The sequence below is a fragment of the Rheinheimera sp. SA_1 genome (assembly GCF_001669775.1).
In the GTDB taxonomy this organism is placed as follows: domain Bacteria; phylum Pseudomonadota; class Gammaproteobacteria; order Enterobacterales; family Alteromonadaceae; genus Pararheinheimera.
In genome coordinates this window covers 31026-57746 of record NZ_LXWK01000019.1, presented here as the reverse complement: position 1 = coordinate 57746, position 26721 = coordinate 31026, and the positions used below count along the sequence as shown (strand labels likewise).

2 protein-coding genes and 1 pseudogene (1 of these 3 cut by a window edge) are annotated in these 26721 nt (G+C 55.9%); all 3 read right to left on the bottom strand.

Annotated features, from left to right (window positions below; all coding sequences use genetic code 11):
• On the bottom strand, window positions 1-7597 hold the 5' portion of the coding sequence (locus tag A5320_RS19470; protein WP_068069181.1) for a non-ribosomal peptide synthetase. The gene continues 2279 nt to the left of window position 1, outside the view; the window shows 7597 of its 9876 coding nt (coding positions 1-7597); it begins with the start codon at window positions 7595-7597; its stop codon lies beyond the left edge, outside the window.
• Window positions 7597-21285 carry a non-ribosomal peptide synthetase gene (locus A5320_RS19465; RefSeq protein ID WP_068069180.1) on the bottom strand — a complete coding sequence of 4563 codons (13689 nt, stop codon included), beginning with the start codon at window positions 21283-21285 and terminating at the stop codon, window positions 7597-7599. Before A5320_RS19465 ends, A5320_RS19470 begins: the two co-directional genes overlap by 1 nt.
• Window positions 21286-26721: pseudogene (locus A5320_RS22480) on the bottom strand (condensation domain-containing protein); the annotation flags it as partial.

Genomic DNA, 26721 nt, shown 5'->3' with positions numbered 1-26721 from the left:
GGATAAAGCCGTCAACGCTGTCGCCATCGAGATCCAGCCGCAGCGGCAACGTATTCATCAGCAAACCGACCATGGACCTGGCACCGGCAAACGGCTGCATCCGCCCCAGCAACACGGTACCAAAAACGACAGTCGTACTATCGGTACAACGCCCAAGCAGCAGCCCCCAGACCGCATGAAACAACACTGCTGGGCTCATCTGACGCTCTGCCGCCAATGCTCTGATGCGACGTGACAGCCCAGTGTCCAGCGTACGGCTGACCGCATCTATCTGCTGGCCGTCCACATGCAATCCGCTCAGTTGGAAAGGTGCTGTCGTCTGAGCAATATCGCCAAGGCGTCGGCTGAAATAAGCCTTGGCATCCAGCGCTCTCGCCTGATGCAGCGCCGAGGCAACAAAAGCCCGGTAAGGCGTCGGCGGCAGCAGTTGGCCAAATTGTCCGGCGGCATAGGCACGCAGTTCGTCGTTGATGATGGCCAATGATTCATGATCCAGCACCAGATGGTGGATCTGCATATGCAGGTAACTGATGCCGTCGGCAGCAGTCAACTGGTTGATATGCAACAAAGGGGCGCTGGCAATTTGTACCACTGTTTCGGTAAACCAATGTTGCAGCTGCTCGCGCACTGAAAGGGCAGCCGGTAACGTGAACCGACGGACCGGCAATGTCAAACTGCGACAGACCACCTGTACCGGTCTGCTGATAGTGTCGGCCAGAAAAGCGGTTCTGAAGGCATCATGCCGGTCAACCAACGCCTGCATGCCTGCCAGAAAGTGCTCGGTCTGAGCGCTATCAAGTGCCCGATAGACGATATTCAGCAAATAAGGATCCTGACCGGGTGCCATCAGGTGGTGGAAGACAAAACCTTCCTGTAGCGGCGCCAGCGGATAAATATCCTGAATATTGCCAAGCCCGCCCGGTATCCGCTGCGCTAACGCTGCCAATTCGGCTTCGGTCAACGACAGCAAGTTGAAATGCTCAGACGACAGCGGTCCCTGAGTCGGTACCAGATAAGGCGGAATCGGTACTTCAGCAGCAATGGCTAACCCCTGCTCCAGCAAAGCCGCCAGATGCTGCAGCGTTGGCGCCGCATAGATATCTCTGGCCTGCACCGGATAACCGGCCTCGCTTAAGGCGGATTGCAACTTGACCACCAGCAGCGAATGACCGCCGAGCGCAAAGAAATTGTCATGGATGCCAATCTGACCCGGTTCCAATTGCAGCACTTGAGCCCATTGCTTCGTCAACAACTGTTCAAGCTGCGTCTGTGCTGCTGCATAACCGCTGCGCAGATAAGCCGACACATCCGGCAACGGCAAAGCTGCCTTGTCCAGTTTGCCATTAATGGTCAATGGCAGTTCTGCCAGCGTCACAATGGCTTTTGGCAGCATATATTCAGGCAGCAAGGCAGCCATGTGCTCACGAACAGCCGCTATAGCGTCAGCGCTATGCGGCACCAGATACGCCACCAATGCCAATTCACCACCGGCTTGCGGCCTGGCGACAACAACGGCATCGCGCACGACAGCCAGTTGCTTAATGACTGTCGCGATTTCATCGGGCTCAATCCGATATCCCCGGATTTTCAACTGTTGATCCGCTCGCCCGATAAACTCCAACTCGCCGTCAGGCAGTCGCCGGACCAAATCCCCGGTGCGATACATCCGGCTTCCAGCTTTACCGAAAGGATCCGGTAGAAATTTTGCTGCGGTGAAACCAGCAAGCCCCAGATAACCTCGTGCCAACCCGTCGCCAGCAACAAACAACTCACCGATCACGCCAGGCGCCGCCGGCGCGCCAGTCGCATCCAGCACATAGGCGGCGGCATTGCTAATCGGCCGACCGATGGGCACTGATGCTCTGCGGGCTACAGTCGCAGCCGGGATCTGATAAACACAACTGAAAGTGGTATTTTCGGTCGGGCCATAACCGTTCAGCAGGCAGGTTGCCGGCAACGCCTGGCCGGCACGCTCGACATGAGAAACCGACAGCGCTTCCCCGCCGATCAACAGGCTGCGCAGCGGCGACAGCAGCTGCACATCTTCATCGACTATCCGATTGAATAGACCGGCTGTCAGCCAGGCCGTGTCCACACCATGCCTGGCGATCTCGGTTTTCAACCTGTCAAGTGCCAGTGCCCCTTCCTCGACCAGCACGCATTTGCCGCCATGCAGCAGCGCCCCCCACAGTTCGAAAGTAGCGGCATCAAAGGACAATGACGCGGCACACATTACAGTGCGCTCCGGGCCCAGTTCGACAAAACGATTCCACAGCAGCGACGTTACATTGCGATGGCTGATTGCAACGCCCTTGGGCTCACCAGTGCTGCCTGAGGTATAAATGATATAGGCCAGGTTGTCGGCCGCGGCAGCACACTGCACCGCCATCTCTGCGCAGTCCGGTAGCAGCTTGGTGTCAGCCAGCAAATCGGCACTGACCAGCTGCGACAAGCTGTCGACAGCCGACAAGGCTTGCTGACCCTGCCTATCCGCCAGAATCAGGCTGAGGCCGCTGTGCTGTGCGATATAGGCCAGTCGCTTCGGCGGATACGCCGGATCAAGCGGCACATAACAAGCACCGGCCTGCAAGATAGCCAACAAGCCAACGACAGTGTCGATGGAACGGATGGCACAAATACCAATCCGATCTTCAGGCCCCACCCCTTGTCGCTGCAGTCGATTCGCCAGGCGATGCGCCCGTTGCTGCAACTGACGATAACTCAACTGCGCATCGCCACAGACCAACGCAGTCGCGTCACCTCGTACCGCCGCCTGCGCCCAGAACAGCTGGGCAATCGTTTGCGTGTGCGGATACTCCACTACGGCATTGTGATGGTCCTGTTGCTGAGCCGCCAGGTCAGCAGCACTTTGCAAAGGCAGTTGGTCTATCCGGCAACCGCCGCCTGCGCGCAAATCAGCAACGAAAGCAGCCAACAGACAACGCAGGTAGGACGCCAGTTGCAGCACTGTGCCAGCTTCAAACAAAGCATGCTGATAGCTCCAGCCCAACAACAGGCTATCGCCGGTTTCCGCCGCGACCAGTTCGAGGTCGTACTTGACGCTGACCGACTGTTCCAGTAACGTAATCGAAGCCTGACTGTCAACAATCGGCAGTTCAACCAGACTGCGTTCATTATTCTGCAGCACGAACAAGATCTGGGTCAGCGGATTGTGACTCAGATGACGCGCCGGATTCAATTTGTCTACCAGCAATTCAAACGGCAGTTGCTGATGGCTGTAGGCAGCCAGAATGCTTTGCCTATTGCGCTGCAGCAGCGTTTTACAATCATCGGTTGCCATAAACTCGGTCCGCAGCACCAACGTATTGACAAAAAAACCGATCAGCCCTTCAAGCTCAGCATGCTGACGGCCTGCTATCGGAGTGGCCATCACAATGTCCCGCTCGTTGCTGTAGCGCGCCAGCAAGAGCGCAAATACCGTCTGCAACAACATAAACAACGTTATATCCAGTTGCAGGCAAACGGCCTTCAGCTCTGCAGTCAGTGTTGCATCAAGCCGTTGCAGTATTCTACGGCCGCGGAAACGCTGTTCGGCCGGGCGAGGTTTATCCAGCGGCAGAGCATGAACCACAGGCATTCCTTGCAACTTCTCGGTCCAATAGGCCAACTCATGCTCCAGACTCCCCCCCTGCAACCACTGCCGCTGCCAGTTGGCATAATCGACGTACTGCACTTTAAGTTCGGGCAAACCGTGCGGCTGTGCCGTCACGATGCTCTGATACAGCTGGTACAGCTGCTGTTTCAGCAACTGCAGCGACCAGCCATCTCCAACGATGTGATGCAAAGTGTATAACAGCACATGGTCATCGCTAAAACGCAACAAACGGGTGCGTAGCATCAAGTCAGCCGACAAATCAAAGGGAGTGTCCGCTTCTGCCTGCAATTGACGTTGCAGTTCGACATTGCGCAGCTGGCTATCCAGTGTTGAGCAATCCTGCAGCACAAACGGCACTTCAAACTGGTCGACTATAGATTGGCGCGGCTCGCCCTGGTCAATAAAATAGCGGCTGCGCAGCACTTCGTGCCGCTCAAGCAACGCTTTGACCGCATTGGCCACAGCCGTCGGCTCTACGGCTGGCCCAAGACGCAACGCCCCTGTCAGATTGTACTGCACGCTATCGGGTTCAAGTTGATGGATGAACCACAGCCGTTGTTGCGCGTAAGACAGCGGCATCGCCTCGGTTCTTTCTACTATGGATATCTGGCTGTCCAGTTCCGGTAATACCGCCATGCACTCTTCCAACTGCAAACATAAATCCGCCACTGTCGGATATTCAAATATGGTCTGTAGCTTCAGTCGGGTGCCAAACTCATGGGCTATCGCATTGATCAATCGGGTGGCCAGCAATGAATGACCGCCGATGGCAAAAAAATTGTCGAATACGCCGATACTGTCTCTGTGCAACAACGTCTGCCACAAAGCCACCATGCGACGTTCACCGGCGTTTCGCGGGGCGGCAGCCTGCAGTTCTGTTGCATAAACCACACCTTGTAAGGCGGCAAGCTCGCTTAAGGCTTTGCGATCTACTTTACCGCTGGGCGTCAACGGCAAAGCCGTCACAACATGATAGTTGGCTGGCCACATATAGTGCGGCAACTGCTGCATCAGTTGCTGACTCAGTTGGGTCACACTAAGCTCGCTGACAACATGGGCGGTCAACTGCTGTTCGTGCAACGTCACTGCCGCAGCAACCACGCCAGCCACATTCAACAGCTGCTGTTCGATATCGCCAAGCTCCAGCCGGATGCCCCGCAACTTCACCTGGCTGTCGTTGCGAGCCAGATAGGAGACCGAACCATCAGGCAACAACCTGCCCTGATCCCCGGTATAATAACGCCGTACCTGAGCCGGGCCGGCTTTGAAACGTTCGGCCGTCAGGCTCGGGTCCCGCCAATAACCCAGCGCCAGACAGTTGCTTTCAATGACAATCTCGCCGCTCTGATAAACCGCTGCAGCTGTGCCGTCCGGTGTTTCAATACAGATATTGATACCGGCGACAGCATAACCCAGCCTGGGTTTTTGACCGGCTTGCAGTGCTGCGTAACTGAGTTTATGTTGCAGCGCCAGCGTCGACTCAGTCGGGCCAAAGCCATTAATGAAACAACTGTTTTGCGTAAACAGCCGCAGATAAGCCTTGACTGTGGCCGGGTCGGCCGTTTCACCGCCCATCACAACATGGTGCACTGCCGACAAATCGTAACGGCCGCTGGCTCCATCCAGATATTTAACGACAGTCGGCGTCGAGTGATACACACTGATGCCTGCCGCCGCCATATAACCAAGTACTTCATCAGGCGACGTCTGCCTGACATCCAGTAGATGCAAACAAGCGCCGCTCCGCAGCGCAGCAAAGACATCCATGACCGAAGCATCAAAATTGAACGAAGCAAGCTGTAAAACCTGGTCCGCCGGCTGCATACCGACCGAGGCGATATAGCGGTCAATCAGAGCTGCCACATGGCTTTGTGCCTGATAAACTCCTTTGGGCGTGCCGGTTGAGCCTGAGGTATAGAGAATATAAGCCACATGGTGGCTGGCCCAATCAGACCAAGGGGTCACAGCGGCAATAGCCGCAGCATCAACGACCAGATAATTGGTTGCAGCAAGCTCGACAGCCTGCGCCCGCAGCTTTTCGGTGGTCAGCAGCAACGCGACCTCTGCATGTTCCAACATGTACCGCAAACGACCGGCCGGATAGCTGCTATCCAGCGGCACATAGGTTTTACCAGCTTTCAGCGCCCCCAGTATTGCCAGCAGCATCTGTTCGTCATGCTCAAACAACAGCGCAACCCGCTCACCCTGACAATGCCTGGCCAGCAAAGTGGCATATTGACCGCTCAGCTCATCCAACTGTTGATAGCTGTAGCTCCGGGCGCCACAAACCAAAGCCGTCGCCGCAGGTCGTTGCCGCACCTGCACGGCAAAAGCATCCAGCAGGCGAGCTGGTAAAGGTTCGACCATCGCGTTGTGACGATCCGTAGCACGAAAAATGGCATAGTCAGCAAGGCGGCCACTGACATTCTGTGCAAGCTCGGTGAGCAGACGGTCAAATTCACCGGCAACATACTCGATAGTCGCCAAGTCAAACAGTGCATCCTGAAACTTCCAGGTACAATGCAATCCTTTTGCTGTCTGACTGACATAAAGGCTCAACTCGTATTTGGCGGTGTGCCGCAACGATTCGCCACCGACAGCTGCCGCCGACAGCTGTACTGCCTTGCCTTCATGCTCGGCCAACGACAAGGCAACCTGATCATTGTTTTGCATCACTAGCCAAATCTGAAACAGTGGCGAATGAGATAGCTGCCGCTGAGGGGCCAGCAACTCAACCAATTGCTCAAAAGGGGCATCCTGATGCGAAAATGCATCCAGGATCAATTGGCGATTGCTGGCCAGCAGCTGGGCAAAGCTCGACTGCCAGTCCAACCGGGTTCGAAGCACCAGCGAATTCAGAAACAACCCCATCAGCGTTTCCAGCGCCTGCTGGCCACGCCCTGCCACCGGCGTGCCGATTACGATTTCCTCGGAGTCGGAGAAACGGCCCAATGTCACTGCCAATGCCGCATGCACCAGCATAAACAGAGTCACATCATGACGTTGACACACAGAATTCAATTGCTGACACAACCGCGCATCGAGCGTATGGCGCACTGTCTTGACGGTAAACTGCTGACGCAGCGGCCTTGGCCGGTCAAGCGGCATATTGTGCAATTCAGGCAAATCTGCCAACTGTTGCTGCCAGTAACGCATCTGCTGCTGCAACAATTCACCTTGCAGCCATTGCCGTTGCCATAAGGCAAAATCACGATATTGGATAGCTAGCGGCACCAGTGGGTTTGCTTCACCACGCGCAAAAGCGTGATACAAAGTCGTCAGTTCCTGATGGAAAATAGCCATAGACCAGCCGTCAGCGGCAATATGATGCAAGGTGTACAACACCAGATGCTGCTGGGAATGCAGTTTGAGCAATCTGACTCTGACCATCAGATCTCGCGCCAAATCAAACGGCTGGTTTAATTCTTCTGCAACCAACTGCTGCAGGCTCAGCGTCTGCGCCGCCTCATCCAAAGCTGACAGGTCTTGTAGTTGCCAGGGCAATTCATATTGCTCGAGCACATGCTGATAGACGGTTTCGCCAGTCTGGACCAAGCAGGTCCGCAGCACTTCATGCCGCCGGATTACCCCCGCTATTGCGCGCTTAAATGCCGCCACGTCAAACGCCCCCTGCAGCAGCAGCTGACCGGGAATATTGTATTGGCAGCTATCCTGCTCAAGCTGATCGATAAACCATAATCGTTGCTGCGCATAGGACAGCGGCGTCTGCTCGCCGTACTGATAAGGCCCGATGAGCGGCAACTGGGTCGCCGTATGGCAGTTTAATTCCGTTAGCCAGGCAATCAGGCTCTCCCTGTTAGCCTTGAGCTCGGTACGCAGTGAATCGCTCAGTACGCCTTGCTCCGCTTTAAAACGCAATTGACCGTCTTTCAGATACAGAACAACGCCTTGCGCCAACGCCCTTTCCAACAAAGTCTGAGCAGTTGTCAGAGCGGCAGATGCCATTTCAGTGCGGTCCATCACAGTTCTCCATCTTCTATCAAAATGTCAGACCTCATTAATCGGCGTTCATGTTCAAACAGCTGCCGCTCAGCCGTCGTCGCAAAAATATGCTCTGACAGTCGAGCTATCGTCGTCTGTTCAAACAAGGTCCGAAGCGGAATATCCCTGTTAAATTGTTGCCGGATCAGGTTGGCAAGCCGGGTCGTCAACAGCGAATGACCGCCCAGGCTAAAGAAATTGTCTTCAATCCCGACTTGCTCCAATCCCAGTACTTGTTGCCACAGCGTACAAAGCAGCATCTCTGTCTGATTTCTGGGAGCGACATAAGCGACCAAGCGCAAGTCCGCCGGCTGCGGAGCTGGCAAAGCGGCACGATCAAGCTTGCCGTTGGCAGTCAGCGGCAATCGTGCTAGCAACAGATAAACCTGCGGCTGCATGTACTCAGGCAACACCGCCGCCATCGCATCCGCCAGCGCAGGTCGAATGTCCGTCTGCTCATCCGGCTGCCTGACAACATATGCAACCAGCAATGGCTGACCGTTAAACTGAAGCGTAATCACAACGCAGTCATTCACAGTCGGCTGGCACCGCAATTGCTGTTCTATCTCGGCCAGCTCAATACGGAAACCACGGATCTTCACTTGTTGGTCCAACCGTCCGACAAACAGCAAGCTGCCATCGGCTTGCTGTCTGACCAAATCTCCGGTGGCGTATAAACGCTGCCCAGGTTCGCTGGCAAAAGGATTAGGCACGAATTGTCTGGCGGTAAGCCCAGGTTGACCGAGATATCCCCTGGCCAGTTGCCGGCCACCGACATAAAGTTCACCGACAGCACCTGTTGGTACTAACTGGCCATAGCGGTCCAATACGTAACATTGCTGATGAGCCAAGGCAGTCCCAATGCTGACCTCGCCTTGCCGATACAAGCCTGCCGCAGCGCAGACAGTGGTTTCCGTCGGACCATAGGCGTTGATGAAGCGACGCCCCTGCGACCAGAGCACAGCCGTCGGCTGCGATACCGCTTCCCCTGCGACTATCAGCGTCTCCAACCGCAAGCTGTCCTGGTCGAGATAAGGTAACAACGCCGGTGGCAAGGTGGCATGCGTCAGATGCCGCCTGTTGATAACTTCCGCCACGGCTTGTGGGGACTTGGCCTGGGCGGTGCTGAGCAGACAGAGCGCAGCTCCGCTTTGGAAAGCCAGCGACATTTCAAAGGCTGCCGCATCAAAACTGATAGAGGCGAACTGTAGGCAACGGCTGCCGGCATGAACGGCAAAACGTTCGACCTGGGCGCAAGCCAGGTTAACCCAACCGCCATGCGTGACCGCAACGCCTTTCGGCCGTCCCGTACTGCCGGAGGTATAGATCAGATAAGCCAGTTGTGTCGGCACGACCGGCACAGCAGGATTATGCTCAGGCAACTGCTGTCGGGTGTCGCAGTCGACCAGCAGCAGTGGCCGTGCCAATACCGGCAGCACATCCGCCTGCAGCCTGGCTCGGCCGCCGTCACAACAAACGACCAGCCGGCAATTGCTGTCGGTCAGTTGAAACAGCAATCGTTCAGTCGGATACTGTAGATCCAGCGGCAGATAACAACCGCCTGCTTTCAGTACCGCCAGCACAGCCACCCACATCGCCGGGCCGCGTTCAATGCAAATCCCGACCGGTTGTTCTGCCGCCACGCCTCTGGCGAGCAATTGGTGAGCCAGTCGGTTTGCCCGGCGGTTCAACTCGGCATAACTGAGTTCGGCTTCGTCTTCGAATAACAATGCCGCCGCAGCCGGTTGGTTGACCGCATGCTGCTCCACCAGTTGATGTATCGACCCTGCAGCCGGGCAGGCAGCAACACAAAGATTGCCGCACAGCAGCTGCTGCTCAAGCTGCTGTGCAGTCAGAACCGGCAAGCTGTATATCGGCGCAGCAACGTCCAGCAACACCGCATCCAGCAACAGCACCAGCGAATCGGCCAGCCGAACGATGCCGGCCGCTTCGAATAGTTGCGTATCATAACCCCAGCTAAAGGCAAGCTCGCCGGCGACTTCCATCACATTCAATTCCAGGTCAAACTTGATGCCGTGCGGGCTCCCTTCGATACGCGCCTGATTGCGCACCAGTTCACGATTTAGCTGCAGCTGTTGATCTGCCACGCCCAATTCGTTGTTCTGCAAAGCGAACAGGATTTGTGCCAGCGGATTGTGGCTCAGTTGACGAACCGGGCTCAGCTGTTCCACCAACATGTCAAAAGGCACATGCTGATGTGCAAAAGCAGCCAGCAACATCGCCTTATTCTGCCCCAGCAGATCAACAAAACGATCGGCTCTGGCCAAGTTGCAGCGCAACACCAGCGTGTTGACAAAAAAGCCAAGCAGCGGCTCCACATCGGCATGATTGCGCCCGGCGACCGGCGTGGCCATCACAATATCCGTCTCACTGCTGAAACGGCCAAGCAACACCGCAAATGCGCTTTGCAACAACATAAACAACGTGACTTCTTGTGCCGTTGCCAGCGCCTTCAGTTGGGCGGTCCGGGTCGCATCAAGGACCAGCAGCACTTTGCGACCGGTAAATCCGGCGACCGCCGGTCTTGGTTTATCCAGCGGCAACCCATGCATCGCGGGAAGCCGGTCCAATTGACAATGCCAGTAATCAAGTTCCCGCCGCAGCAATTCGCCATTCAACCATTGCCGTTGCCACGCCGCGTAATCGGCATACTGCACTTTCAGATCCAGCAGCGGATTCACATGCCCGGCACTGTATGCCAGATAAAGCGCCGACAACTCATTTTGCAACAGCATCCGCGACCAACCATCCGCCGCGATGTGATGGAAGGTGTACAGCACCAGATGCTGCTGCGGTTCCAGTTTCAACACACGAAACCGCAGCATCAAATCTGTGCTGAGATCGAAAGGCGTTTGGGCTTCAGCCTGTATTTGCGCCGCCACTGCGTCGGTTTTCTCTGCTGCAGACCATGCAGACAAGTCGATGAAATCGACCAAAGCCGCCGTGGCCGGCTGGATTTGTTGATATGGCGTACCGTCCTGTTCCAGGTAAAGGGTCCTGAGTATCTCATGACGTTCAAATATCGTCGTTACGGCAGCGTTGAACGCCTGTTCAATCAACTCTCCGCGCCATGTCATACGGCCCGCCATGTTATAAGCCGCTCCGCCCTGGCCCAACCGGTCAATAAACCACAAACGCTGCTGCGCATAGGAAAGGGCCAGTTTAGCGTCTCGCGGTACCCGTTGAACGGCCGGTAGCATGGCAATATCCGGCGTTGCCGCAATATGATCTGCCAACTCGGCGATAGTCGGCTGTTCAAACAGAGCCGCCAGGGCAATTTCTTTACCAAAAGTGCTGCGGATACGGCTGACCAGTCGGGTCGCCAGCAACGAATGGCAGCCGAGGGCAAAGATATTGTCCTTGACGCCTATCTGCTCTATCCCCAATACCTGTTGCCAAATTGCCAGTAGCGCGCGTTCGATATCCGTTCGCGGCGCCAACGGCCGTTGCTGCTGGCGCCAGGGTTGCGGCAATGCTGCGATGTCGACGTTGCCATATGTACCCAGCGGCAGTTGATCCAGATGCACATAGAGATTCGGTAGCGGCAGCACAGGCGTCTGCTCTCGCAGACTTTGACACAGCACCGCTTCGGTCAGATCGCCGGCGTAATAGCACACCAAGCCGGCGCTGGCATCCCGCAGTACTTGAACCTGACGGATGGCAGGCAGTTTTTGCAGTCTGTTTTGCAATTCATAAAGCGCACGCTGCGGATTTCCATTTGATGGCCGGCACCATATCAAAGCGCCGGAAGCGCCCTGACGAGCCAGCAGGCCGGTCCGGTAAAAACCATCACTGTGTAGCGGTAAGGCCGGACCCGCGATATCAAAATTTGCCACAGCGCCAGGCGGTGCCCATTGCACACCATGCCGTAAACAAGGTTCGACCGGAGCTGTAACAGGCTCGGCTGGACCAAGCCGCTCATGCAGTCCTGCCAGCACAGTCGCCGTTGCGCCGAACATCACCTGAACCACCTGCGGGTCTATGGCAGCAAATCCCTGCACCAGCGCAGCCAAAGCTGCTGGCGAATAGCGGTCTGCACCAATCTGCATGGCGACTTCACTGAGCCCAGCCCCGGCAGTCGACAGATTAGCACCGATATCCTGCAGCATCAGCAACTGCAGCGTCTGAGTTGGTAATGCACGCTGAGCCTGTTCAAGCAAAGGCCGGGTGTCGGCATCCACCACGACCAGACAACAACCGCTCTGTGCCAGCAGAGCTGCGACCCGCAGCGCCGGTACGTCAGCCGGAATATAACTGAAACCACAGCCGGCGTTTAAAAGCGCCAAAACGGCGTTTACCGGCTCCATCAGACATACCGCGACCAACTGGGCCGGCCGCAACTGTACTATCGGTAAAACCGGCAACTGAACCAGTTGCTGCAAAGACTGACCGGCTGCGGGCGGTACGGCAACCGGTGCCGGTGCGGCCACCAGTGCCAGCGTATCCACCGCAGTGCGACCGCCATCGCGGTGCAACGAATCCATCACGCTGTGAATCAACTGCATAAAGCTCTGTGACAGCCTTACCATACTGTCAATCTCAAACAAAGCCAGATTGTAAATCCAACGGATGGCCAAGCCATCAGCCAGTTCAATCACCTGCACCTCCAAATCGAATCTGGTGCGGGTAAAAGTTGCATTCAACCTGTTGCTCAACACTTGTCTGAAATTGGGTTCCTGCTCGCCATCCGCCTGCAAGTCGAGCGATAGCTGTTCGTTGTTCTGTACCGTAAAAAGTATCTGAAACAATGGATTAAATGCTAAGGCTCGCTCAGGATTCAACTGCTCCACCAACATCTCAAATGGCAGGTGCTGATGGGCGTAGGCATCCAGAACATGGCGGCGATTTTGCTCCAGCACGTCAACAAAATCCGGGTTGCCGGACAAATCGCTGCGCAGCACCAGCGTATTGACAAAAAAGCCAATCAGGTCTTCGGTATCCTGGTGGCTGCGGCCTGAAACCGGCGTGCCTATCACGATGTCCGTCTGACCACTGTAGCGGGCCAGCAACACAGCAAAAATGCTCTGCAGCAGCATAAATGGTGTGACTTGGTACTGCTCGCACAACACTTTAAGCCTCGCGGTGGCGGCGGCATCCAACAATTGGCGGAAGCGCCCTCCTTCGAACGATTGTCTTGCCGGGCGCGGCTTGTCAAGCTGCAAGCCGTGCACAGCCGGCAAACCGGCCAAACGTTCCTGCCAGTAATTCAGCTGCTGCCTGAGCACTGGCCCCTGCAACCAGTGGCGCTGCCAGTGAGCGTAATCAGCGTACTGCACTTTCAACGCAGGCCGCGGGTCGACCGCGCATTCGGCAAAAGCGGCATAAAGCGTCGTCAGTTCACGGCTGAAAATCCCCATCGACCAGCCATCACTGGCAATATGATGCAAGGTAAACAGAATCAGGTGCTGCTTGTCCCGCAGTCGCACCACTCTAGTGCGGAGCATCAGATCAACCGCTAAATCAAAAGCGGTACAGGCTTCTTCCGCTATCAGTTGCTCCACCGCTTTGGCTTTTTGGGCGCCGTCGAGCTGCGAAACATCATGTTCGCGGTACGGCAGCTCAAATTGTTGCTGCAACTGCGGCCTGGCTTCGCCGTCCACCACAACGATGTTGGTCCGCAACACCTGATGCCGCTCAATAATAGCCGCGACAGCACGCCTGAAAGCATCGGGGACAAAATGGCCGTTGAGCAGATAGCGGCCTGGCATGTTGTATTGAATCGAACCGCCGCCCGCCAACTGATCGATAAACCACAGCCGCTGCTGCGCATAAGACAACGGCGCCAGCCCGGCTGCCACCGGCATAATGGCCGGTAGCACAAAACGGCCGTCAGCAAACGACAGTTGGGCCGCCAACTCAGCCACGGTCGGCGCCTCGAATAATTCACGCAGGTGCAACTCAACAGCAAAGACCTGCCGGATCCGACTAATCAGCCGGGTGGCCAGCAAAGAGTGGCCGCCCAACGCAAAGAAATTGTCATGGATGCCGACTTGCGCGAGCCCCAGCACTGTTTGCCAAATCCCGGCCACAGTGGCCTCCAGCGCGCTGCGCGGCGCTACATAACCATCTGCCGGATTGTGTTGTGCATCCGGTGCCGGCAGCGCCTGTCGATCTACCTTGCCGTTGGGTGTCAGCGGCAATTCGGCAAGTATCACTATCACAGCAGGCACCATAAAGGCCGGCAATTGGCCCTGCAGCATCGTTTTAAGCTGTGATGCCAATGCCGCTTCGGCCGGTTTGGCGACGACATAGGCCACCAAGCTGACATCATCAGCTAACTGGCGGGTCACCGCGACGGCATCGTGAACTGCTGCAGCCTGTTTCAGTTGAGTTTCGATTTCTCCCGGTTCAATCCGATAACCGCGCAGCTTCAATTGATGGTCTATCCGGCCGAGAAATTCGATATTGCCTTGCGGCAACCAGCGTACCAAGTCGCCTGTACGGTACAATCTGGCAGCAGATTCGCTGCTAAAACAGTCCGGCACGAAACGGTCGGCCGTTAAATCCTGCCGTCCCAGATAACCACGGGCAACGCCGGCTCCGCCGATATACAATTCTCCGACCGCGCCTGCCGGCAATAATGCCATCTGCGGATCCAGCACATAAAAGCGATAGTTGGCCAACGGCTGCCCTATCGGCACGCTGATGGCATCAGGTGCCCGCCAGTCGCGGGTGTCTAAGATGCAACTGCCGACCGTGCATTCGGTCGGACCATATTCGTTAATAAAGACCGCATTGGGCAATAATTCCTGCCGCCATACCGCCAACACATCAGCCGTCAATTGTTCGCCAGCGACCACCAGAACATGGTTGGCACCGGTATGCGGGCTGACCAACCCAGACTGGGCCAATCCCTTTAAATGGGCAGGCGTGATTTTAAACAGCAGACGGACTTCATCATCCACTAGATAGTCGGCTAGATTGGCAATCAGATCATCCTGTTCCGGCAGCAGTTCAACATAAAGTCCATGCAGCAGCGGCAGATACAAGGATTGGACAGTGGCATCAAAAGCAACAGGCGAGCTGACAATAGAACCGACTACAGCATCCAGTAGAAAACGCTCTTTGACCGCCGACAGGAAATTAGCCACATTGCGATGGCTGACCATTACGCCTTTGGGGTGGCCGGTAGAGCCCGAAGTATAAATGACATAAGCCAAGTTATCCGGTGTTAAAGCCGGGTTTTCGGGCGGCGAACTTTGTCTGGGCCGCGCAGAACCTAAGTCGGTTGCATCCAGCAACAGCAAGGTGCGCCCTGCCAGCGGCAATCGTTTCTGTAGGCTGCGCTGAGTCACGACCACACCGGCACCGCTGTCGTTGAGCATATATTCGATACGAGCCAGCGGATAGCTGGCATCAACCGGCAGATAGGCACCGCCGGCCTTCAGAATGGCCAACAGCGCAATCATCAGGTCAATGCTACGCTCAACACAGAGCGCAACCAACACATCAGCTCCAACGCCCAAATCGCGCAGCTGATGAGCCAGAGCATTGGCCTGCTCGTTGAGTTGACGGTAGCTGAGCCGCTGCTCGGCGAAAATCACTGCAACGGCAGTCGGCGTGCGTTCAACCTGCTCTTCGAACAGTTGATGGACGCAGCGATGCGGCGCTTCGCGCGCAGTGTCATTCCACTTTGTCAGCAAAGTGGCGCGCTCGGCGATATCAATACAGTTCAACTGGTACAGTGCAGGCTCCGGTTGGCCGCTGTTGTCCTGCAACACTGTGACGATGCTGTCAAGCAGTACCTCGAAATTCTGCGCCATACGCCGAATAGTGTCGTCTTCAAACAAAGTGTCGCGGTATGACCAGCGTAGCGCGATGCCGTCCCGATAATCCGAAACATGCACAGCTAAATCGAAACGAACGCCCAGATGCTCGACCAAGCGAAATTTCTCGGTTGCAGGTGCATTGGGAAAGATAAAACCTGATTGAGGCTGCACATCAAACAGAAGCTGAAACAATGAGTTGTAACTCATGTCTCGCTGTTGTACCAACTCATCTACCAGCATCTCGAACGGCACATGCTGGTGAGCGTAGGCTGCCAGGATCTGCTGTTTGTTCTGTGCCAGCAGCTCGCTGAACCGTTGTTCAGCGGAAACCTGGTTGCGCAGCACCAATGTATTAACGAAAAAGCCCACCAAACCTTCGATGTCGTGATGGCTACGACCTGAAACCGGCGAGCCCATCACGATGTCATCGCTGTTGCTATAGCGCCACAACAGTACCGCATACGCCGTTTGCAGCAGCATAAACAACGTCAGATCCCGGCTTTGACATATAGTTTTCAACGCTTTGCCAAGCCTGCCATCCAGCACATGGTGCAAGCCTCTGCCTACGGTGCTTTGGCGCGGTGGCCGCGGTTTGTCAAGCGGTAAGCTATGCACTTGCGGCAACCCTGCCAATTGCTGCTGCCAGAATGCCAACTGCTGTGCCAGCAATTCTCCCTGCAGCCACTGGCGCTGCCAGGCGGCATAATCGGCATATTGGATCTGCAGCGGTGCCAGCGGATCAGCCTCGCCTGCAGCAAAAGCCCGATACATCAGCGCAAGTTCCTGCTGGAATATTTCAATCGACCAGCCGTCACCGGCTATATGATGGATGGTATACAACAAGATGTGGCGGCAGCTGCTGAACTGCAACAGACGCAGTCGCACCATCAGGTCACGACGCAAATCAAAAGCAGTGCCGGCTTCCTGTCGCCTGTGGTTTGCCAGCTCCTGCTGCTGGGCTTGCTCGTTAAGTCCGGACAAGTCATAGCAACGCAGCGGTAACGGATAATCCGTCAGGATCACCTGCCGTGGTTCGCCATCTTCGCTAACAAAACAAGTACGCAGCACCTCATGGCGTTCGAGCATTGCCGACAGCGCCTTTTGCAGCGCGGCCAGATCCAAATCCCCTTCCAGCGACAGCTTGCCACGCATATTGTATTCGGTGCTGCCTTCGCCCAGTTGATCGATAAACCATAACCGCTGCTGGGCATAAGACAGCAACAGCGGCATAGCGCGATCTACTCGCACAATCGCAGGTAGCACCACCTCATCCTGCCGGTGGCGGATTTGCTCCGCCAACTCTGCCACCGTCGGAGCTTCGAACAGCATTTTCAGCTGAATTTCAGTGGCAAATTCGGCCCGGATCCGGCTGATCAGGCGGATAGCCAGCAATGAATGTCCGCCCAGCGCAAAAAAGTTGTCATGAATACCAACCTGGCGCAGGCCAAGCACCTGTTGCCATAGCTCGCACAGCTGCTGCTGCGTTTGGTCGGTCGGCGCCACATAGCTGGCTTTTTGCAAGTCCTGCTCATCCGGCACCGGCAATGCTTTGCGATCTATTTTGCCGTTGATAGTCAATGGCATACGCTCGAGCACCACAAACACATCAGGCAGCATGTAAGCTGGCAGCCTGGTCCCCAACCAGCTTTTCAGCTGTTCCGTGTAAACCCCTGCCACATTGCCGAGCAACGGATGATTGGCCAGATAGCCGTTTTGATAGCGATGACGGGCCTGTACCTGAGGCATCGTGTCTTTACTGAAAATCGCATCCAATTGGCCCGGAGCCTGCTGCGACCAGGTTAAAGCAACCCGATAACCCAACTGCTCGGCATGCTGCAGCAGCAATTCAAGTTCAGTCGCTTGCGCCATCGCCGCCGCACTGAAGCTGCCGGGATTGTCCGGCGGCTGCAGGTGCAAATTGCTGCTCAGTTCGGTCAGTTGAGTATGCAAAGCCAGATCGGCACTGATCCTAGGATTGTCTATGCCACTGATGCCAAAGACTCTTTCAGCGGTCGCTTCCACTAACGCGCGCATTTGCTGCAGACCGGCAAAATCAAACCAACTGAACGCAACCTCGGCTGCAGGTTGGCCTTTGGTCAGGACAACTTCATAGCGATAACGAATCATCTCATGCTCAGCGACGCCTCGTTTGACCAGAATATCAACGCGGCCAAGCCCGGAAAATCGCTGCTGCAGGCAGGCAAAATAACCTGGACTCAGTAACAGCTCCTGCTCCTGCTGCATCCTTCGCTGTACACGCCGAGCCAGTGTCTGCAGCTGGATTGCGCTGCTGAGCCTGCCATACTCGACTGCCGTCACATGAGCCGCAAACAGATCGAGGTTGCGGATATCCCCCAGCAGGATCCGACCACCTGTATCGAGCCTTGCCAGCGCCAACTCCAACATCTGCTCAAAATAGCGCACATTGGGGAAATACTGGGCCACCGAATTGCAGACGACAGTGTCGAATGTAAGGGCCGACGGTAAATGGGCGATGCACAACGCATCGCCTTTGAGCAGTTGTACATGCTGCCAATTACGGCGTTGCAGCTCTGTTTTGACATTCATCAGCGCAGCTGCGGAAATATCCACTGCGTGTACACGCTGGCAATTGGCGCCATAGCGCAGCAACAGCAGCCCGGTGCCGCAACCGATCTCCAGCAGATTGCCAGGGTTTAGTGCCTTGATCACTTTCAAGGTTTCAGCAAGCCACTCATCCATCTGATCAGCTGCAATCGTCTGACCGGTATAGCTGCTGCTCCAACCTGCATAGTTCAGATCGGCCAGGTAGCCTGTGGTCGGATCGCTGTAGGTGTCATCAAAGACACCGGTCCATTGCGAAATATTGTCCTGGTTATGGTTATCCGCCAGTTGGACAAGCCACTGCTGGGATGGCGACACATAAGCCACCAGTTGTGGCGATTGCTCGGCCATCTGGTGGAGGTCGACTATGGCATTGCTGATCAAGGTCGAAGCGCTCAAAGTGGCCGCAATTTCCGCAGGCTCAATCCGATAACCTCGTACTTTCAGTTGCTCATCAATCCGACGCAAAAACTCCAGCTCGCCATCCGGCCGCCACCGAACCCAATCACCGCTTCGGTACATCCGTTCACTCGGCTGGCGGGCAAACGGATTGGGTACGAAACGTTCGGCCGTGGCCGCAGCACGGCCAACATAACCATCGGTCACGCCGGCACCGGCAATGTACAATTCACCAGGCGTGCCAATAGGAAGCAGATCCAGCGTATCGCTGAGCACATAAAGCTGCATATTCTGGATGGGTCGGCCAATAGGAACACTGCCGGTTGCTATTGCAGCCGGCGGTTCGGCATCGGCAGTTGCGGCCAAATAACGATAAGTGCTGCAACCAACAGTTGCTTCAGTGGGGCCATATTCATTGATCACAGTGCAATGTGGGAAATAGCTGGTCCATTTGCTCAGCAAAGCACCGCTCAGCTGTTCCCCACCGACAACCAGAACATGGCGAGCCTGCTCATTGACCGTCAGCATGGCCGAATGCAATGCAGCGACCAGATGAGACGGCGTCAGTTTGAATAACATCGCCTCGTCGTCGTCCAGCAGAAAATCGACCAGTTTTTCAATCATGCTGCCATCTTGCGGCAGCAACTCGACGGTCTTACCGCTTATCAGCGGCAACCATAACGAGCAAACAGTGGCATCAAACACCAACGCAGTTGACACGACCGAACCGGCCAAATGCGTCGGCAGGTAGCCCAAGCCGTGGCATAGATAGTTCATCAGATTGCGATGGCTGACGACGACCCCTTTGGGCTGACCAGTCGAACCCGAGGTATAGATAACATAAGCCGGATAATCTGCACTGAGCCCGACGCCCTGGCTCACTGTCGTGGTGGGCCAAGCCGCTTCGGCGATGGCTTGCTCCAGCAGCAGCACCGGTTGGGCAAAAGTCACATTGTTCAAATGACCGGTCTGTTTCAGCAACACAACCGCAGCAGAATCCGCCAGCAGTTGCTGTATTCTGGCCGGCGGATAGTCGGGGTCCAACGGCAGATAAGCTGCTCCCGCCTTTAAGACCGCCAGCACAGCTACCAGCATCCATTCAGTTCGTTCGACTGCCAGAGCGACAAAATCGCCCGGCCTGACGCCTTGGGCAACAAGCGCATGCGCTAGCTTGTTGGCCGTGGTTTCGAGTTCGGCATAACTAAAAGTCCGCTCGCCAAAGCGCACTGCTACCTGAGCCGGAGTGCTGGCTGCCTGCTGGCTGAAAAGCTGATGGACACAGCTATGCTGCAAAAATGGCTGCGTCGTCGCCTGCCAGTGATGCTGCAAATTGGCGATTTCACCGTCATCAAGCAAAGCCAGGCCGGACACTCTGGTGCCGGCCGTTGCCGGATGCTGCAACGCAGTGACTATCGACTGCAGCAACAATTCAAAAGCACTGGCCAGCCTTTGCAACGACCCGGCCGAGAACAGTGCGACATTGCGCACCCACTTAAATGACAGCTGGCCCGCGGTTTCATAGGCATGCAGTTCCAGATCAAACCTGGTCGTCGCAAAGCTGTCGCTCAACTCATCGCTCTGCGGCCCCATTTCGCTGCGCGATGGTTTGTCCCACAACCCCTGTTCATTATTCTGCACCACAAACAGCAGTTGAAACAGTGGGTTATATGCCAAATCCCGTTCAGGACACAGCTTTTCAACCAACATTTCAAAAGGCACGTGCTGATGCTGATAAGCGTCCAGAATCATGTGCTTGTTGGCCGCCAGCAAAGCGCCAAAATCCGACTCCTGCGGCAAACGGGTCCGCAGCACCAACGAATTGACAAAAAAGCCCAGCAGCCCTTCCACATCTTTGTGAGTGCGGCCGGCAATAGGCGTCCCCACCACTACATCGTTGCTGTTACTGAACCTGGCTATCAACAGTGCATAAGCCGTTTGCAGAAACATAAACAACGTCACTTCGTGGGATATACACAACTGTCTGATGGCTGCCGACAAGTCGCGGCTTAGTTGCTGGCGGTAGCGCCCTGCCTCAAAGGACTGCTGCAGTGGCCTGACGTAGTCGGTCGTCAGTTGGTGAACCTTTGGCAAATCGGCCAATTGCCGCTGCCAATAGTCAAGTTGCTGTTGCAGCACGTCGCCCTGCAGCCATTCCAACTGCCACTTAGCGTAGTCAGCGTACTGGATCGGCAATGGCGGCAACGGGTTTGACTTACCCTGCGCATAAGCGTGATACAGTTCGGTCAGTTCTTTTTGCAGAATGTTCATTGACCAGCCGTCGCTGGCGATGTGGTGCTGAGTATATAACAGCAGGTAATGCGCTTGTTCCAGCCGAATCAGCCGCAGCCGCAGCATCAGATCCGCACTCAGATCAAAAGGCGTCATCGCCTCCGCTTTAACCAACTGACGCAACTGCAGACGTTTCTCTGCCTGCGGCAAATGGCTCAAATCGTGCTCAGTCAATGGCAAATCGTAGCTGTTACTGATGATTTGCCGCGGCTCGCCGGCAATTTCAGCAAACCGGGTGCGCAGCACTTCGTGGCGCTGCAGCAAAGTAGCCAAAGCGCTACGCAGTGCCTCAATGTCCAGCGCTATATGCAGCTCAAGACGCCCGGGAATATTGTACTGCACACTGCCTTGACCCAACTGATCGATAAACCACAACCGCTGCTGGGCATAGGACAACCATGGCACATACTGCGCTGCTGACGCCAGCGGCCCAGTTGCGTTATCATCCAGCTGCAGAAATTCGATAAGCTCATGTTTATACCGCTTAATTTTCTCAGAAACTTCAGCGGACATCGCTCCCTTCTGCGCTCGGACTTTTAGTTTGCCTGCCTCAACGTGCAGCTCAAAACCAGCGTTTTTCAGTTGGGTAATTAATTCAGCAACCATTTAAAACTCAAACTCCTCGGTTGGTTCGCCATTGCCGCCGAATCGTTCAGCAGGCGCTATCGACGGCAACACAAACGCATGGTCCTGCTGTTGCACTGCGGTTTTGATAAAAGCCGCCAACGCAGCAACGGTCGGCGCTTCAAACAGCACTTTGAGCGGTAGTTCCACCGCAAAATGTTCGCGGATCACACTGGTAAGCCTGGTGGCTATCAATGAATGTCCACCCAGGGCAAAGAAGTTATCATTGACCCCGACAGGCTGCTGATGGTCCAGCAGTTGCTGCCAGACTGCGCACAGCAACATCTGAGTCTCATCGGCAGGTGCGACATAAGGTTCGGCTGTCGCAGCAAGCTGCATCGGTTGCGGCAGTGCAGCCAGGTCAAGACTGCCATCGCGTAGCCGCGGCAGATATGGCACCACCAACACTTCTGCTGGTAAAGGCACCAGCACTTTGTTAAGGCGCAAATCAGTCACAAATACCTGAGTAGGGCATTTGTCCCCCTGCAGGAGTGGCACTTTGCCATCAAGCACCACATAGCTGACCAGACTGGTAGAACCCGGTATCGCGAGGCTCACAGCTTCCACCACAGCCTGGTGCCGCTGCAAAGCCCATGTCAGACGGTCGCAGACTGCCTGGCGCGCCGCGCGTTGAACAGGTTTGGCCACCACTGCCGCAATGCTGCCTGTCGGCAGGCGACGCCCGCGGTTGGCGCTGCGCACCCAGTGCGAAGCGGACCAGAAATACAGCTGACCAACAGCACCTGTCGCCACGGTCATATCATGCTGATCCCGGATTTGCCTTGGCGTCGCGACAAAGCTGTCACTCAGCAGCAGCGCCAGTTGCGCTGGTACTGTCGCAGCCGACTGCGCCAGCGCATCACTCAGTTGTTGCTCAGTGAGTGCTGATAGGTGCAATTGGCCGGTCGCAGCAAACAGCAGCTCATAGCAGACGATGCCCGGTTCAACTGCCGGTTCCGCAGTGACATGCCCGGCGACGGTGATGGCATGCAGGCCGCTCTGCTGCGGTTCAACACTGTCTAGCAGCCACTGACAGCCGGATTGTGCCAGGATCTGTTCTGTACGCAGGCTTGGTATCGTACCGGATAGTCTGACCAGACGAGCCCCAGCTTTGATGACGGCAGTGATAGCGACTGCCAGTTCGACTGCAGAAGGCAAAGCCAATGCCACCAGTTGGCCACGACAGCCTGCAAGCCGGTTTGCCAACTGGCTGGCTTTGTGTTCGAGTTCAGCAAAAGTCATCTCTTGCACCGCCACAGTATCAGGCTCTGCTGCTGAAAACGCAGCGAGTCGCTGTGACCAAAGCGCCACGGATACCGGCGGCTGCATCGATTCAACCGCGGCCAATGGCAGTCGGCTGATCCAGGTTTCCGGCAGCCACAATTCGGCCAGTGGAGCGCCCTGACAGTTCACAACAGCCGACAACAGGCTGACGAAGCGGGCCAGCAACTGACTGAGTGTTGATGCGTCAAACAGCGTCGAGTCATAGCTCAGCGTTGCAGTGGTACCGGCCAGGGATTCATCGAGTACCAATGCCAAATCCTGTCCCTGGGCACAAGCGGACGTGCTGGTACAACTGAAATTATCGCTAAGCATAGCCAGCGCAAAAACTGAAGACGGCACAGGCACCGCTCGCTGATGACGCAATGCAAAACTGACCTGGAATAAAGTTGCATGTGCGCTGCTGACCGGCACATCAAGCGCTTCCAGCAGCCTTTCCAATGGCAACATGCCAAGATTGAGCGCACTTTGCAGCCGGTCTCTGTTCTGGCTGACCAACTGGGCAAACTGCAGCTGAGCCGATACTTTGCAGCGCAGCGGCACATAACGTTTAAAATTACCCAGCAGTTGGCCAGTGCGGAACCGGACCCGGTCATCAACTTCCATGCCGATACACAAGTCGTCCGTCTGGCCATAACGACCAAGCAGCACAGCAAAAGCAGATACCAGCACCAGCTCGACCGAACTGCCGAGTTGCTGGCTAAGAGCCTGCAGGCGGATATATAAAGCGCGTTCAATGACTGTCTCGACAGCAGCCGCCCGAACCAGCGCCGGTTCGCTGCGAGCGGCAGTCAGAGGCAGTCGCAGCAGCGGCGGCATGCCATTGAACTGGCTGCGCAGCTTTTCAACGGCAGTTTCATTCAATTCAGGGTTGAGCTGCTGTTGCCGGCAATGCAGATATTGCTGCGATAAGTCCGGCAGCGGCGACAACCTGCCGGCTTGTAATGCACAGTAGAGTCGGTCGATGTCACGCACCAGGATAGTAAAGCTGGTGCTATCGGCACTGTGCTCACCCAATGTCAGCAGCAGAATATATCGGTTGTCGGCAAGATTGCGGCATAACAACAAAGGCTCGCATCGGGCCGGATCGGCAGCCGCACTTTGGTGGGCGGCAATCAGCTCATGCAGTTCGTCCGACGCCGTTAGCGTGACAACAGCCGGCACCTGCCCAGCGCTGCGGCTTTGCAGTTGATGCCGCTCGGCAACCTGCTGCATCGCCTGCAACATCAGTTCGGCATTAACCTGGGCGTTCAGCGTATAGGCTCGGCACAGCAGGATATCGTTAGGCTGTGCCGGCCGCGCCAACCGCTGTTCAAGATAGTTGTAATAGCGATATTGACCGGCATCGACTGGCGCAGTGCCGCACAACCCCCTTTGCATGCTGTCCGCGATGCTGAGCAGCAGTTGCTGATAGGATGCCGCCAGCTGCGCTATGCTCGACAGCTCAAACAAGGCGGCATCGAAACCCCAGCTCACCGTCATTACGTCGGCAAGTTCATGCACATTCACTTCCAAATCAAATCTGATATTGCTGCGCCGAACCTCGCGACTAGCATCGGTGGCTGCAATAGCGTCCCGCTGTTGCTCCGACAGATCAAGAAAGCCGCGTTCCATATTCTGCACGGCAAACAGGATTTGAGTCAGCGGGTTATGGCTCATATCCCGTTCTGGCAACAGTTGATCGACCAGGCTTTCAAAAGGAATATGCTGGTGGGCATACGCATCCAAAATGACTTTTTTATTGGCTTGCAGCAATTCGGCAAAAGACTGTTCCGCTACCAAGCGAGTCCGCAATACTAAGGTGTTGATAAAAAAACCGATCAACGGTTCTATATCGACATGGGTTCGCCCGGCGATAGGAGTCCCTATCACGATGTCATCACTGTCGCTGTAACGGCCGAGCAGCAACGCAAACGCACTTTGCAACAGCATGAAAGGGGTCACTTCCTGCTGGCGGCATAATAGCTTCAGACGGCTGGTCAAGGCGCTGTCCAGTACTTGCCGATAAACCAGTCCATCATGAGCAGGGACGACCGGCCGCGGTTTGTCGAGCGGCAGGCTATGCAAAATAGGCAGGTCCGCCAACTGGCGGCGCCAGTAGGCCATAGCACCAGCCAATACTTCGCCTTGCAACCAGTCCCGCTGCCACTGGGCATAATCGGCATATTGCACCTTGAGCGGCTCCAGCGGATTGGCCCGCCCCTCGCGATAGGCAGCGTACAGGCTGCTCAACTCATTGCGCATAATGCCAACCGACCAGCCATCGCCGGCTATATGGTGTGTGGTGTACAGTACCAGATGCAGATCGGCAGCCAGCTGCAGCACCTTTACTCTGAACATCAGATCGCAGCTGAGATCAAATGCCTTGTCGGCCTGTTCTGCGACGTAACGATTGGTTGCGGCAATTTGCGCAGCCGCATCCAATGCAGTCAAGTCGACTTTGCAATAATCCGGCTGGAAGTCGCTTTTAATCACTTGCTGCGGCTCGCCATTGACTGCGACAAAATGCGTCCGCAACACTTCGTGGCGCTCCAACAAAGTCCGCACAGCCAGCTCAAATGCCTGATCGTCGAAATGCCCCCGGATCAGTTGACTGCCCGGCATATTGTATTGGGCACTGCCCTGACCCAACTGGTCAATAAACCACAACCTTTGCTGGGCAAAGGACAGCGGCAACGGACCGCTGCGGTCTGCCCTACGAACTTCAGGCAGTACAAAGACCTCGCTATGCTGGGTCAGGCTGACGGCAAGCTGGGCAATGGTTGGGTTCTCGAACAAAGTTCTGAGCGGTAATTCGGTGGCAAACTGCTGACGGATAGCGCTGATAAGCCGAGTCGCCAGCAGTGAATGGCCGCCAAGAGCGAAAAAGTCATCGTCGACACCGATCTTTTCAAGATTCAATAAGGACTGCCACAGCGTACACAATGTCTGTTCGGTTTCATTGCGAGGCGCCACATAGGCACTGCGCTGCAAATCGTTGTCTTCCGGCTTCGGCAACGCTTTTTTATCTACTTTTCCACTGGGCGTCGACGGCAGCTGTTCCATAGCGATATACAACACTGGTGTCATGTAATCAGGCAACATAGTCCGAATGGATTGCCTGAGTTCGCCGCCAAGCTGTTGAGCAACCCTGGCCATTTGCGGGAAATTGGTCAACCTGCCGCGGGTATAGGCCGTTCTGGCGAGTATTGCCCTGTCCTGCTCTCGGCTGAAGATCAGGTCCAACATCCCTGGCTGTTCCTGCGACCAGGTCATGCCGGCGCGGAAACCCTGCTGTCCGGCATAGGTCAACAGCTGCTCAAGCCTTTGCAACTGCGCATTGGCCGCAACGCTAAGCGACCCCGGCTGCGCCAACGGATAGACCAAATGCTCTGCCGCCCATTGCACCAGACCGGTCGCCAGAGCCAGATCAGCCTCGATCCGGCTGTTGGGTACGCCATAAATGCCGAAACTGCCGGTTGCGGTGGCCTGTAACTTGGTTTCAAGCTGATCGAAACCGCAAAACTCCGACCAGGCCAATTCAGCCGGTTGGCGCAGCTGCGCCGAATGCTTGCGCAGGATCACGTCATAGCGATATCGCAGCAGCTCATTGTCACCGACCCCGCGTTTAACCAGAATATCCACTGTTGGCAGGGCAGCGAAGCGTGTCGGCAGCTGCGCAAAGAACGACGGGCTGATCAGCAGTTCGGGTTCCTGCTGGAGCCGTCTTTGCACTCTGGCGGCGACCGTTTTCAGCGGACAGCTCTGATTCAGGTGGCTTTGCTCGGCTGCAGCAAGATGGGCATGCAATAAATCCAGATTGCGAACATCGCCGATAAAAATGCGGCCGCCATCAGCCAGACAGGGTAACAACCTGGCAATAACCTGCTCTAGATACAGCTGATTCGGGAAGTACTGAGTCACCGAATTGATCACTATCGTATCGAACTCCCGGCCAGCCAGTTGTTCCAGCTGCAAAGCATCTCCCACCTGCAGCTTCACATGATCCCAACCTCGTTGATCGAGCTCCTGCTGCAAACCAGCCAGAGCTACGGCAGAAATATCCATCCCATAGACGCTGTCGCAGTGACTGGCATAGCGATACAGCAACAAGCCGCCGCCACAGCCGATTTCAAGCAGATGCCGGGGCTGCAGCGC